Origin of the sequence: Streptococcus sp. HMSC071D03 (assembly GCF_001812125.1) — a bacterium.
Classification (GTDB): Bacteria; Bacillota; Bacilli; order Lactobacillales; family Streptococcaceae; genus Streptococcus; species Streptococcus pseudopneumoniae_N.
The window spans coordinates 24242-38242 of the sequence record NZ_KV807755.1; the positions used below are offsets into that span (position 1 = coordinate 24242).

The following is a 14001-nucleotide window of genomic DNA, read 5'->3' on the forward strand; positions in this document are numbered from 1 at the left end:
CCTTTCTAACTGCGTTTGGCAAATAAAATCGATTTGTAAAACTCAGTGTCGTAACGTGTAGAAAGTGGCCTAGCTAACTGCCTTACTAACTTCGTTTGCCAAATAGAATCGATTTGCCAAACTCAGTGTCGTAGTGAAAAAGAGTATCTGAGTTTGTAACTTACCTTAAAACTATTGCAAAAAGCCAAGAAAATCCCTTCCTTGGCTTTTGTTGTGACTTGCTATTTAGAATTTTCCTAAAACTCCGTCCCGATTTGGGACGGAGTTTAGGAGGTCTTTTAGGTCGCTAATCGGTAAACAGCTTCAGCATAGATATCCATAGCCTGATAGAGATCATCTAAGATAGCATATTCATTTGCTTGATGTTCTGTTTGCTCTCTTCCTGGGAAGAGGGCGCCAAAAGCGACACAGTTTGGCATCGTACGTGCAAAGGTTGCACCGCCAGATGATAGAGCGGGACTCTTGTCACCAGTTTTTTCTTCATAAACTTGCATGAGAGTAGTGACGAGCATACTATCTCTTGCCACGTAAAGTGGTGCTAGGTAGTCAAATTCTTGGTAGCTAAGTTGGTAAGCTTTTGCGCACTCTATCAGCTGATGAACAAGGGCATCCTTGTCTGCAAGGACTGGGATTCGGATATCAATTCGAATCTCAGAACTTTCGGGAGTAATGGTTAAGGCGGCCACATTAAAGGATAAATGTCCAGAAGGCTGGTCGCTGATATCACCAAAGATTCCTTTTCCTTGACCATCTTGACCATCTTGACCAACTTCTTTGGCAAGAAATGTAAGTGCAGGATGGGATTGAATGGAATCAAGGACGGTGGCTAATCGAATGACTGCATTAATCCCTTGGCTAGCATCCTTGGCATGCTTAGATAGTCCTAGAACAGTAAGGTTCTGGTCATTTTGTTGATAATCGTAGCCAGCAGATATGAGGCCTGTCTGGATCTGATCCATAAGTGGTCCTTGATAGGTTGCCTTATCAGGTACGACATTAAATGCTCCGCCTACATCTAAGGCGAGTTGTTCTGATCCAGGTCCATGAAGTTTGACCTGAAGGAGTCCTTTTTCTGCATAGGTTAATGGAAATGATGAGTCGGGAGCAAATCCCATGCTGGCTTGCTCTTCAATGGCATTATATCTTGCCATACAACGCCAAAGTGTTTCTTCATCAGTGCCAAATATGAACCGAACCCGTTTTTTGAATTGAATTCCTTGGTCAAGCAGGCTTTTGACTGCGTAAAGGGCTGCAAGAGAAGGTCCTTTATCATCCTGAGAACCCCGACCATAAACCCGCCCATTTCTGATACTAGCTTCAAATGGAGGAGTTTCCCAGTCTGTCAAATCGCCTGCAGGAACTACATCTAGGTGGCAGAGGATGGCAAGGAGATCCCCCTCTCCAACTTCTGCATACCCATAATATCCTTGAGGATCAAGGTAGGTTTTAAAACCAAGTTCTTGACATAAGTCCAGCGTTTTTTTCAGGACATCTTGAATTGCTTGACCAAAGGGAGTGCCATTTTCACCTTCATTGAGAACAGAAGGATAAGAGATGATTGTTTTCAAACTTTGAAGAAAATCCTCTTTGATTGATTCTGTAATATAGGATTTCATCCGTATTTCCCTCTTTATTATAAGAATGGCACAAAGGTACCTAAGATAAGAAGTAGAATACTTGCAACGACAATGACGATGACGAGTTTTCCAACAAACTTCCACCAAGTTCCAAGGCTGACACGACCAAGAGCAAGAGCACCCATAACAATACCTGAAGTAGGAGTCACAAGGTTAAGGACACCAGATGCAGATTGGTAGGCAGTGACGATAAGGCTTGCTTTAACATTGACGAACTCTCCAAGAGGAGCCATTATACCCATAGTTGCACTAGCAAGACCAGATGAAGAAGGAATGAGGAAGGACATAGGTAGGTAGAAGATATAGGTCAATACGATGAAGATTTGAGGAGAAAGACCTTGAAGGCCAACTTCACCCCAGTGTAGGATGGTTGCAGTAATCATACCATCGTTCATGATAACTTGGATACCACGAGCAACCGCACAAATCAAGGCTACTGAAAGCAAATCTGCAGCACCAGTTAGGAAGGTTGAGACAATCTTGCTTTCTTTGAGACCATAGACAACACCAATCAAAATCCCCATAACGGCAAAGAGCATAGCGCCTTCTGGGAAGTACCAGCTACCAAATGGTTGAGCAGATGAACCGATAACTCCTCCAATTACAGGAAGGCCGATTAACCAATTCTTGAAGTCTTCAAATACAGTAACATGCAAATCAACCCAAGGGATGAAACTTGCAATCATAATGATAAAGGTTAATACAAACAAAGCGAGGACATGTTTTTGTTTCTTGCTCAAAGTAGATGGTGCATCATCGTTTTCTGAAACATTAAAGTGTTTGATATCTTCTTCGCGTTGAGCGTAAACGAGTGATTTAGTAGGATCTTTTTGAATCTTTTCTGCATAACGATAGACAAAGTAAGTGCTGATACCTGTCATTACAAACCAGAAGATAACACGGAGAATAACCCCATCCATAGAAGAGATTCCTGCAGTATCAGAGGCGATAACTGTAGCAAATGGATTCAATGTAGATGCCAAACAACCAACTTGAGAACCTAGTAAGATGATGGCTACGGCAGTGATACTGTCAAAACCAACTGCCATCATTACAGGGACAAGAAGGGGATAGAAGGCCATGGTTTCTTCCCCCATACCATAGGTAGTTCCTCCAAGTGCGAAGAGGGGCATGAGGATGAGAATCAACATTTTTTCGCGGCCCTTGTATTTTTTAACGATGGAGGCAATCCCTACATCGAGTGTACCAGTAGCGTTTACGACACCAAGGAAACCTCCGACCATAAGGATAAAGAAGGCAACGTCGATTGCTGCGCTAGTTGGTTCGTGACCGAGCATGGCACGAATTGGTGCCATAAAGACATCGTAAATCCCTTGAGGATTAGAGTCAACAGTTTGATAGGTACCTGCGATGAGGTTACCTGCTTCATTGGTATCATACTTACCTGCAGGAATGACCCAGGTCAAAAATGCCATAATGGCAATGATGATGATCAAAACAGTGTATGATGAAGGCATTTGAAACCTTTTTTTATTTTCACTCATTTGTTTTTCCTCCTAAACTATGTCACACAGTATAAAAACGAATGATGGTGGCAAGAGTGCTGACTAAACTTTCTTGTAAGGTATCACTAAGATATTAATCTTTAACGATGATTGTTCCGCTATCAGATTCAATCAAGGCTCCCAAATTGCTGAGGGAAGTGATGACGGCTTTTCCTGCTGGACGATTGGTTACAAAATCAATGGCAGCTTGGATTTTTGGTAGCATACTACCAGGAGCAAATTGCCCCTCTTGGATGTATTCTTGGAGTTGGCTAACAGTTACCTGCTCCAATTTTTCTTGATTTGGTTTGTTATAGTTGACATAAGCATAATCTACGCCAGTCAAAACGATGAAGAGATCGGCTTCAACCAGTTCTGCCAAGCGTTGAGATGCAAAGTCCTTATCGATAACGGCTTCTACCCCCGATAGGTAACCGTTTTCATTTTCGATTACAGGAATACCTCCACCGCCTGCAGCGATGACAACTTGACCTGCGTTTAGCAATGCTCGGATACTATCGATTTCTTTGATGTGGATAGGTTTTGGCGAAGCAACGACCTTACGCCAACCGCGACCTGCATCCTCTTTGAAGGTTGCTCCAGTTCTTTCGCTTTCTGCTTTGGCATCTTCTTCTGAGTAGAAAGGACCGATTGGTTTGCTTGGGTTAAGAAATGCTGGATCATCTTTGTCTACGACTACTTGCGTTACAACAGACGCAACAGGTTTTTCCAATTTCAAATCAAGCAAAGCATTATCTAAAGCATTTTGGAGCCAAAAACCGATACTACCTTCAGTCATGGCTACGAGTGAGTCTAGAGGGAAGACTGGATTTTTTTCGGAATCTGCTGCTAGATGTTGAAGGAGCAAGTTACCGACTTGCGGTCCATTGCCATGGGTGATAATCAATTCATCACCATTTTGGATGAGTTTCACCAGATGGCGTGCTGTTTCTGCCAGAGCTGCTTCTTGGGCTTGAGCAGATGGATCGGTAGAGAGAATAGCATTCCCTCCAAGAGCGACAACAATTTTACGATGAGACATGAGCGCTCCTTTCTTTTGGATGGATAAAAACCAATTTTGGTTAAAAGCTTGGATTTGGAAGTTGAGAAGAAGGCTTTCTACAAACGAGCAGAGTTGGAATTCTAGACATGTAAATAACTGGGGAGGCAGTTAATTTTTTGTTATGAGGTTTAGGTTGAATGTTAAGCTAGTAGCTTGAATGTGACTGTTTTCAAATTCCAACTCAGAGCTCGTAACTATTACAAAAAGGGACCGGACTAAAACACTAGTCTCAGCCCCTAAGCTGTTTCTTATAGTTGGTATCACACTTTAGGAATATAGAGATTTCCTAGTGTAGCAGCCATAACGGCTTTGATGGTGTGCATACGATTTTCTGCTTGATCAAACTGACGAGCATATTTGCTATGGAAGACCTCATTAGTTACTTCCATTTCTTTTACACCAAATTTCTCAGCTACTTGTCTGCCATAGATTGTATTTGTATCATGAAAGGCTGGTAAGCAGTGGAGGAAGATTAAGTCTTCATTGCCTGCTTTCTTAATAAGCTCCATATTTACTTGATAAGGTTTTAGCAAAGCAACGCGTTCTGCAAACTTATCTTCTTCGCCCATAGATACCCAAACATCAGTGTAAAGGACATCAGCCCCTTTTACAGCTTGATCAGCATCTTCTGTGATGAGAATGTGAGCCCCACTTTCTTTGGCATATCCCTCAGCCAGTGCAACAACTGCTTGATCTGGGAAGAGTTCTTTTGGTGAAAAGACATGAACGTTCACACCAAGGATTGCTCCTGTTACTAGAAGGCTATTGGCAACATTGTTACGACCGTCACCACAGTAAACCAATGTCAAACCTTCAAGATGTCCGAAATTTTCTAGTACTGTCAAATAGTCTGCAAGCATTTGAGTTGGGTGCCATTTATCCGTCAAGCCATTCCAAACAGGAACACCAGAGAATTCAGCTAATTCTTCAACCATATCTTGACTAAAACCACGGAATTCAATACCATCAAACATACGTCCCAAAACTTTTGCGGTATCTTCCGTAGTTTCTTTTTTACCTAGTTGAATATCGTTGGCCCCCAGGTATTCTGGATGTGCACCAAGATCGATTGCAGCAGTTGTGAATGCTGCGCGTGTACGGGTAGAAGTTTTTTCGAATAAAAGAGCAATATTTTTACCAGCTAGATAGCGGTGTTCGATGTTTCGTTTTTTAAGATCCTTCAAGTGAGCTGAAAGTCCAATCAAATATTCGAGCTCTGCACGGGTAAAATCTTTTTCAGCTAGAAAACTTCTTCCTTGAAATACTGAATGTATCATTCTATATATCCTTTTCTAACAAGCATGATTCTGCTAGCAGATGCTAGGCAGAAATAGGAAGAATTTAAATGTCTTCGCGTTCAAACGGCATTGACATACAACGAGGTCCACCACGACCGCGTACCAACTCCCTGCCGCGAATCTTAATGAGACGAAGTCCATATTCTTCAAGTTTCTTATTGGTCACAGTGTTGCGTTCATAAACGACTACGACACCTGGTGCGATAGCGAGTGTGTTAGAGCCATCATTCCATTGTTCACGAGCAGCTGCAACAATATTACCATCACCACAAGGAATGAGTGTAACTTTTTCTAAACCAAGGTTTTGAGCAAGGAGTTCTGCCAAATCTCCTTTTTCTTCAACAATCTTGAGTTCTTCATTTTCGTAAGTGACGGAATAGACACGAAGATTGCCTTGGATTTCTGGGTGGATTGTAAATTTGTCATAGTCTACCATGGTGAAGACAGTATCCAAGTGCATGAACTTACGGCTGTTTGAAAATTCAAAAGCCAAAACTTTCTTGAAGCCAACATTCTTTTTGAAGATATTAACCAAAAGTTTTTCGATAGAAGCGGCATCGGTCCGTTGAGAGATCCCAACTGCTAGGACATCTTTTGAAAGAACAAGTTCATCTCCACCTTCAATCCGAGTAGTTTCTTCACGGTTATAGATGAGCTCTACTTTGCCACCATAAATTGGGTGATGCTTGAAGATGTACTTACCATAAAGTGTTTCGCGATTGCGTGTATCGGCGTACATGTGATTAAGTGATACTGCATTCCCGATAGTCGCAAATGGGTCGCGGGTGAAGTAAAGGTTTGGCATTGGATCGATGGCAAACGGATAGTCAGATTCAACCAAGTCAGTTAATCCTTTGCCTTCTTCAGGGATGTCAGGCAATTCAACTTTTTGAACACCTGCCATTGTTTTCTTGATCAGTTCAAGATTGTCGTCAATATCATGAAGCAGTTTTCGGATGGCATTTTTAGTTTGTCGACCACGAATATTTGCTTCGTTGAGATATTCTTCGATGAACTGGTCGCGTATTTCTGGAGAAGTTAATGATTCAGCAGCCAACTGTTCAAGATAGAGCACTTCGATTCCTTCGTCACGGAGTGCTTGAGCAAAGGCGTCGTGTTCACTTTGGGCATCTGCTAAAAATGGGATGTCATCAAAGAGCAACCTCTCAAGGTGATCTGGCATCAAGTTTTCTAATTCTTGACCCGGACGGTGCAACATAACTTTTTTCAGTTTCCCAATTTCTGAGAAAACATGAATTGGATGTGAAGACATGTGGATCCTCCTTTTTTTCTCGTGTGTACCAAATGATATTGGTATCGCTTACAAGCTAATAGTATCACAAATTAATATGCATTACAAGGGATATGATAAGGCCTAAAAGGCTTTAAAATGGCTATTTTAAAGTATTTCTTACATTTTTTTTATAAGAATATTCACAAATATACATGTTAAGTTAACTTATTTTTATATTCTATAAAATTTATGCATAAAAATATTTTTAAAATTTTTTTAAAAAAATTTGAGATTGTAGAAAAAGGTGGATTTTCTGAGGTGAAAAGTTTGTTGAAACAAAAAATCCCTTAGACTAGGACGATTGATCTAGCCTAAGGGAATGAATAGTTGGGTATTACATACCGAAATTTTTCATAAAAATTATGAAGAGTGCCATTAAGATGAAGCTGATACTATTAAGTAGCATATGGACTGAGATAGACATTTCCAAACGTCTGGTACGATAAGCAGTCCAAGTGAGGACGGCTGACATCCAGCCATAAATCAAGAAGGAAGGGAGATTAGAAGGTCTGTGCGCAAGGAGGAAGATCAACCAACCAATAATATAGCCAAACTTTTCGTAGCCTTGGAAGAGTTTGGTAGGAATAATCCCGCGACAGATGATTTCTTCACAAATAGGTGCGATTAAAACGATGAGGAAGAAACTGCTAATCAGAGAGCTTTCAGAAATAAGGTTGTTAATTACTTGCTGATTAGAAGTTGTTGTTTGTTTTATGAGTTGTAACCAGATGCCACCTACAAGATTTCCAACAAAGATTGTCAAATAACTCAAAACAATACGAGGAAGATCATTAATCGTTAAGAGTTTAGGCTTAAATACTAGTAACTTGCTCTTATGGGCTCCGTATAAAAAGATAGCAAGTACAAGAATCGAAATAAGAGCTACGATAAGTGATGACCATATAGGCTCAATCTGACTTATTGCTAGCAGAGCTAGAGTTTGCATCGGGATTTGAGAGAGCACGATGGCTACTAACAAAATCCCAAACCACGCGAGTCGTTTACGAAAATCTTTAAAAAAGTTCATTGATATGTCTCCTAAAATTTTTATCTAATTATAGCACAATTGCTGAGAAGATTCTATTTGTTACCATAAGATGAAAGTACAGACGACAAATAGAATATCCCGAATCAAATGACCGTAGAATGATACCTCCTGTCTCAAATTTTTTGGGAATAAAAAACTGAGAAATAGAGCACCAAGGCCAATATAAAAAGCAATCGATAAAATGGTGATTGGATTACGTAGGAAGATTAAAATAGAAATGATGATGACGGAAAATCTCACTTCCTTGCTACTGGAATCTTTTTGTAACCTTCTCCATTTTTTCAAGGGGAGAAAGGTAACGAGATCAACTCCAAAGAGAAAAAAGAAGGAGGGAAGGATGAGTTCTACAGCTTCTTTTTGAAGTAAGTTAACAGTGACGATACTCTCTGACAGAACAAGTCCAACACCACAGAGATTGACAATAACCATCATACTATACAATAAAAAGATAAAGCGACTCCTATCAATCAGTCTATCTCTTTTTAGGTTGTGACTAGATAAATAATGCATAAAGGCACAAGACCCAGATAATCCTAATAAAGCCAGTAGAAAATAAAAACAGGATTGTTTGAGGGCCAGAGAGGTTCCAGACCAAAAGATACAACTACAAAATGCCAGTTGGATTAAGGCAAAGAACAAGAGTAGTCGAATTGATTTCATGACTTTTTCCATAAAGTATCCCCTATATTTTTTTCTTATTATAGCTAAAAGATAGGAGAGAAAAATCCTTAAATTCCCAATTGTCGATTTTTAGAGCTGTCTTGTCTTTTGAAACTAAAAAATCCCCCTTCAAGGGTTCCTTGAAGAGAGAAGATAGGGTGTAAAGTTGATTGTTCTAACGTTTAGACCAGGTTCGCTTCATAAAGAGCAGTATGATTGGATAGATTTCCAGACGTCCTGCAATCATTGCAAAAGATAGTAGAAGTTTTGAAAATGGACTAAAAATTGAGAAACTTGCAGTTGTTCCTAAAATAGGACCGATATTGTTAAAACAACTGAAAACAGCACTCGTGACAACCATTAAATTATTGGTATCTAAACTGACGATGAAAATCAAACTGAGTAGAATCATGATATAAACCACAAAATACTTCAGGATCTTGTGCTGGGTATCCTTATCAATAACCGTTTGATTAACCTGAAGGGTTAACACACGGTGAGGTGATATGGTAGACAAGACTTGATTTTTAGCAATTTTAGACAGGATGACTCCACGGATGATCTTGAGACCACCAGCGGTAGAACCAGCAGAACCACCGATTGCCATCAGCATTAGCAAGATGTATTGAGAAAACAAAGGCCAGTTCGTGATATCTCCATATCCAAAACCAGTAGTGGTAATGATGTTAGATACTTGGAAGAAGGCCATCTCAAAGCTTTGAGAAACTCCGCTATAGAGATGAAGCGTGTTGAGTGTGATTAGACCAGTAGATATAGCCACAATCAAGAGATATGCTCGGAGTTCTTCATCAAAAAAGAATTCCTTGATACGACGGAGCATGAGGTAGTAGTAGAGATTGAAATTGACACCAAACATCAAAACCCCGACACTTGTCAGATAGGTGATGAGAGAACTGTGATAGTGGGCAATTCCGTCATTATAAACAGTAAAGCCACCAGTACCAGCAGTACCCATAGCGATAACAAAACTATCGTAGAGTGGCATCCCAGCAAGGTAATAAATAACTACAAAGAGGGCAAACATAGCCAGGTAGAGGATATAAAGGATTTGAGCTGTATTTTTTAGCTTAGATACAACCTTGCCAAATACTGGTCCTGGAACCTCAGCCTTCATAACTTCTAGGTGACTATTTTTAGCATTGTCCATAATAGCTAGGGCAAAAACCAGTACCCCCATCCCTCCGATGAGGTGGGTAAAACTCCTCCAAAATAGAAGAGAACGACTTAAGACAGAAACATAATTTAAAATGGTTGCTCCCGTTGTTGTGAAGCCAGAACTAATCTCAAAGAAGGCATCTATCATATCGGGAATTTGCCCTGAAAAGACAAAGGGAAGGGCACCAAAGAATGACCAGAGGATCCAACAGAGAGCTACAATTAAGACCCCTTCTTTTGCATAGATTCGCTGTTTTTTAGGCTTGCTGATGATGCCAAGAAGACCTAGAACAACAAGGATTCCGATGGTAGAGAAAAGAGCTGTAAAAACTTGACTTGATTCTCGATAATAAAGGGCAATGCTAACTGGAACTAAGAGTAGACCAGCCTCGATCAAGAGTAGCTTTGCAAGAAGAAATCGTACCATACTTCTATTCATAGCTTACCTCTCTAACAGATCATAGATTTTGGTGATATTTGATAGTAGTGTGATGACAACTAACTTATCACCGACTTGAAGGCTATCTTCACCAGTTGGGAAGATGGTTTTCCCATTACGAATAATAGCAGCGATCAACAAATCTTTTTTGAATTTAAGTTGAGACAATGGTTTGCCAGTCATTTTATTGGCTTCCTTGATGAGAAATTGAAGAGTCTCAATATGTCCATTTGCAAGGTGGTGCATCGCTTGAAGATCTGAATATTGGGCATTGGCACGACCGTGGATAAAGTGCATGATAGCATCTACAGCGATGGTTTTTGGTGTGATAATACTAGAAAACTCAGGTGCATGGATAATCTCTAAAAGGCTAGTTCGATTGACCTTGGTGATGTTTTTCTGAACACCAACACTATCTAAGAACATAGATGTAATAATGTTTTCTTCGTCAACGCCAGTGAGAGTTGCGACAGCATCGTAGTGTTGGGCGCTTTCTTCTAGGAGGATATCTTTTGCGGTTCCATCACCTTGCACAATATAGAGTTTTGGATATTTTTGACTGAAAAATGCTGCGCGATCTGGATTGAGTTCAATGACCTTGGTATCAATACGGCTATCTTTCAAAATACCAACAAGGTAGTAAGCGATTTTTCCAGCTCCAATAATGAGTAAACTTTTAACGACACGAGATTTGACATAGTTATGAAAAAGCATCATGTCTACACGGTTACCTGTAACAAAAATCCGATCCTTATCTTGGAGGACCATATCCCCACTTGGAATCATGAGCTTATGATCGCGTTCAATGGCACAAACGATAACATTACCAAACTTTTTACGGAAATCAACAATAGACATCTGACAAATATTACTATCAATTCGAACCTTGAATTCCATCAAACTAACCAAACCACCTGCAAAACGCTCAACAGAAAGAGCATTTGGGAAGTCGATGATATTAGCGATAGCACGAGCTGCAAGGAGTTCTGGATTGACAATAAGAGAAAATCCGAGAATATTTTTTTCTTTAAAGTAAGGGTTGGAATACTCAGGATTGCGAACACGGACGATGGTTTCTTTAGCCCCCATCTTTTTAGCTAAGACAGCAGAGACCATATTGACCTCGTCATATTGAGTCATAGCGATGAAAATATCGCAGTCTTGAACATTGGCAGCTTCTAGCATGGCAAAGTCAGCACCGTTTCCTGCAATTCCAATAATATCAAAACGGCTTGTCATATAATTAAGAACCGTTTCGTTCTGTTCAATTAGGACAACATCATGATTGTCAGCGACAAGTGAACGACAAAGGGCAGAACCAACTTTCCCCCCTCCGACAAGAATAATCTTCATATTAAATAACCTACTTTTTCAATATGTATCTATCATACTCTTTTTTAGAATAAAATGCACTCGGCAACCGACTCTTTTCATTATTAGGGTAGAAAATTGTCCCACTGATAATCTTACTTGTTCAAAATTTAAGATATAAATCAGCTATTTTCGTGTAATTCTAATGAATACATAAGCATTTTTAGCTAATGTAAATATGTTTGTAAAAAAATTGAAAAAATCAAGTCATTTCTATTGACAATCAAGCTGAAAGTGATATACTAAAACAGTAGTTTCGCTGATTTACTTCAAACCTGTTGTGAGGTAAGTTAACGATGCCTTAACCACGCTGTTTGCTGAGCTTGACTCCGGGCAGTGTGGCTATTTTTTTGCACTAGTGAGAGGAAACAAGGCATGGCAAATCACATTGTATTATTTGAACCCCAGATTCCACAAAATACGGGTAATATTGCTCGTACTTGCGCAGCAACGAATGCGCCCCTTCATATTATCAAACCGATGGGTTTTCCTATTGATGATCGTAAGATGAAGCGGGCAGGTCTAGATTATTGGGACAAGCTTGAGATTCATTTTTATGATAGCTTGGCTGATTTTATGGGAAAAATGGATGGTCAGCTCTACCTGATTTCCAAGTTTGCAGAAAAAGTCTATTCAGATGCAGATTTCACGACAGAAGGAGATCATTATTTTCTCTTTGGGCGTGAAGATAAGGGCTTGCCTGAGGAATTTATGCGTGAGCATCCAGAAAAGGCTCTCAGAATTCCGATGAATGATGAACATGTTCGTAGCCTGAATGTATCTAATACAGTATGTATGATTGTCTATGAGGCTCTCCGACAACAAAACTTTGTGGGCCTCGAACTGGTTCACACTTATGAAACAGATAAATTGAAATAAACACTTAGATAAAATGCTTGCGCTTGCAAGCTTTTTTTGTTATCATAAAGGGGTCTTCAGGGCTGGGTGAGATTCCCGACCGGCGGTGAATTTGACTAGCTATTTTAGCTTTCTCTTCGTTGTCTTGTCTCGATATACTTTAAGTATTATCTTCGACTGCGACGTCTAGATAAATCTAAAATATCTTAGCCAAATAAGTCCGCGAGCGCAAGCTGATGTGGTGAGATTCCACAACCGACAGTATAGTCTGGATGGGAGAAGACGAAAGAATGGCTTTGTCTATTCTAATTGATTTTTTATAGGTAAATTGCAACCGCTTGCTAAAAAGAGTGAGGGGAAACTTTTGGAATATAAAAATAGAGGGTAGATAGAGGAATCCTTTCCAACTTCTTCTGATTTTATAGAAAATTGGAGGAACCTGTTATGACAAACACACGTCGACTTTCGACCATTGCAATTCTATCAGCGCTTTCATTTGTGTTGATGTACTTTGACTTTCCGCTTTTGCCAGCGGCATCCTTCTTGAGGATTGAGTTCAGTATTTTACCGGTCCTTGTGGGATTGGTAGTCTTGGATTTACCAGCAGCTTTTGGAGTGCTTTTCCTTCGGTCCTTGTTGAAAATTCTTTTGAACAATCAAGGGGTTAGTACCTATATTGGTTTACCGATGAATATTGTTGCCTTGGGAGTCTTTGTACTTGCTTTTGGTTTGATTTGGAAAAAAGAGCGTACAACCATGCGTTTCGTCCTAGCTTCAATAGCTGGTACGCTTGGTTTGACTCTAGCTATGCTAGTTCTGAACTACGTCTATGCTGTTCCTTTGTACGCTAGGTTTGCTAATTTTGATATTGAGAAAATCTTAGGATTGAGCAACTACCTGATGACTATGGTCTTGCCTTTTAATCTGATTGAAGGTATTATCTTTGCCATCTCTTTCTGGTTGTTGTTTGTCCTTTTGAAACCAACTTTAAAATACTATGAAAGATAAACAAACATATTTGATGAAGGGCTCTTTTGCCCTTTTGCTTTTTGTAATTTTAGGTTATATTGTCAAGTTTTACCCTAATATGCTGATTGGCTTTGATCAACCAATCCAGACTGCTATTCGAGGTGACTTACCTGCTTCCTTGACCTTTCTTTTCAGAACAATCACACATTTAATTGATATCCCAGTCATTATCACTTGGGTTCTCATTGTAGCTTTTATTTTTTACCGTAAGCGATGGAAACTGGAAACTTATCTCATGCTAGGGAATTTGACTTTAGCTGGAATCTTAATCGTAACTTTTAAAAATATCTACCAACGACCTAGACCAGAAATAGTACATCTAGTGGAGGAAAAAGGTTTCTCATTTCCTAGTGGACATTCTCTGGCTGTGACGCTCATGGTAGGATCTTTGATTGTGATTTTGAGCCAACGGATTAAGAATACAACTTGGAGAAAAATCGTTCAAATCTTGCTAAGTTTATACATCGTCAGTGTATTGGTATCAAGAATTTATCTGGGAGTTCACTACCCATCAGATGTGATTGCCAGCCTTTGTGTAGGCCTAGGAGTTTTGTTTATGGAGTTTCCTTTCTATGATAAACTGCGTTTTCAATGGCGATTTACAGGCAAGCAGAAGTAGGCAT

General features: G+C 39.8%; 12 protein-coding genes and 1 riboswitch. Of the genes, 3 read left to right on the forward strand and 9 right to left on the reverse strand.

What is annotated here, in order from left to right; all coding sequences use genetic code 11:
- Positions 1–278: 278 nt before the first annotated feature.
- The 9 genes from HMPREF2837_RS05950 to trkA all read right to left on the reverse strand — a co-directional run bounded on the left by HMPREF2837_RS05950 (position 279) and on the right by trkA (position 11473).
- Complete coding sequence (locus HMPREF2837_RS05950; RefSeq protein ID WP_049548999.1) at positions 279–1616, reverse strand: dipeptidase; 1338 nt, start codon at positions 1614–1616, stop codon at positions 279–281.
- A gap of 17 nt (positions 1617–1633) precedes the next feature.
- On the reverse strand, positions 1634–3142 hold the full coding sequence (locus HMPREF2837_RS05955) for a YfcC family protein (protein ID WP_049549000.1): 1509 nt from the start codon (positions 3140–3142) through the stop codon (positions 1634–1636).
- 94 nt (positions 3143–3236) lie between these two features.
- Positions 3237–4184, reverse strand: a complete 948-nt coding sequence (gene arcC / locus HMPREF2837_RS05960) for a carbamate kinase (RefSeq protein WP_049549001.1) — start codon at positions 4182–4184, stop codon at positions 3237–3239.
- Between the two features lie 281 nt (positions 4185–4465).
- A complete protein-coding gene (argF, locus tag HMPREF2837_RS05965) occupies positions 4466–5479 on the reverse strand; it encodes an ornithine carbamoyltransferase (protein WP_186823206.1) in 1014 nt (337 codons plus the stop codon).
- 67 nt (positions 5480–5546) lie between these two features.
- The gene (gene arcA / locus HMPREF2837_RS05970) at positions 5547–6776 is read right to left on the reverse strand and encodes an arginine deiminase (RefSeq protein ID WP_049549003.1); all 1230 of its coding nucleotides are present in this window, start codon (positions 6774–6776) and stop codon (positions 5547–5549) included.
- Positions 6777–7131: 355 nt separating this feature from the next.
- Positions 7132–7824, reverse strand: coding sequence for a CPBP family intramembrane glutamic endopeptidase (locus HMPREF2837_RS05975; protein WP_049549004.1), 693 nt, complete (start codon positions 7822–7824; stop codon positions 7132–7134).
- 60 nt (positions 7825–7884) lie between these two features.
- Positions 7885–8505 (reverse strand): hypothetical protein, encoded by a 621-nt coding sequence (locus HMPREF2837_RS05980; RefSeq protein WP_065426691.1) that lies wholly within the window; start codon positions 8503–8505, stop codon positions 7885–7887.
- A 175-nt stretch (positions 8506–8680) separates the two neighbouring features.
- Complete coding sequence (locus HMPREF2837_RS05985) at positions 8681–10120, reverse strand: TrkH family potassium uptake protein (protein WP_049549006.1); 1440 nt, start codon at positions 10118–10120, stop codon at positions 8681–8683.
- Between the two features lie 3 nt (positions 10121–10123).
- Entirely contained in the window at positions 10124–11473 is a 1350-nt protein-coding gene (gene trkA / locus HMPREF2837_RS05990; RefSeq protein ID WP_049549007.1) for a Trk system potassium transporter TrkA, read from the reverse strand.
- 393 nt (positions 11474–11866) lie between these two features.
- On the opposite strand from trkA, the gene HMPREF2837_RS05995 reads away from it, so the two are divergent.
- From HMPREF2837_RS05995 to HMPREF2837_RS06005, 3 genes are all read left to right on the forward strand, one after another.
- Positions 11867–12370 carry a tRNA (cytidine(34)-2'-O)-methyltransferase gene (locus HMPREF2837_RS05995; RefSeq protein WP_049549008.1) on the forward strand — a complete coding sequence of 168 codons (504 nt, stop codon included), beginning with the start codon at positions 11867–11869 and terminating at the stop codon, positions 12368–12370.
- Positions 12371–12418: 48 nt separating this feature from the next.
- Positions 12419–12637: riboswitch (FMN riboswitch) on the forward strand.
- Positions 12638–12793: 156 nt separating this feature from the next.
- Positions 12794–13357, forward strand: coding sequence for an ECF transporter S component (locus HMPREF2837_RS06000; RefSeq protein ID WP_049549009.1), 564 nt, complete (start codon positions 12794–12796; stop codon positions 13355–13357).
- The gene (locus HMPREF2837_RS06005) at positions 13347–13997 is read left to right on the forward strand and encodes a phosphatase PAP2 family protein (RefSeq protein WP_049549010.1); all 651 of its coding nucleotides are present in this window, start codon (positions 13347–13349) and stop codon (positions 13995–13997) included. The genes HMPREF2837_RS06000 and HMPREF2837_RS06005 overlap by 11 nt, the downstream gene beginning before the upstream one ends.
- The last annotated feature ends 4 nt before the right edge of the window (positions 13998–14001 follow it).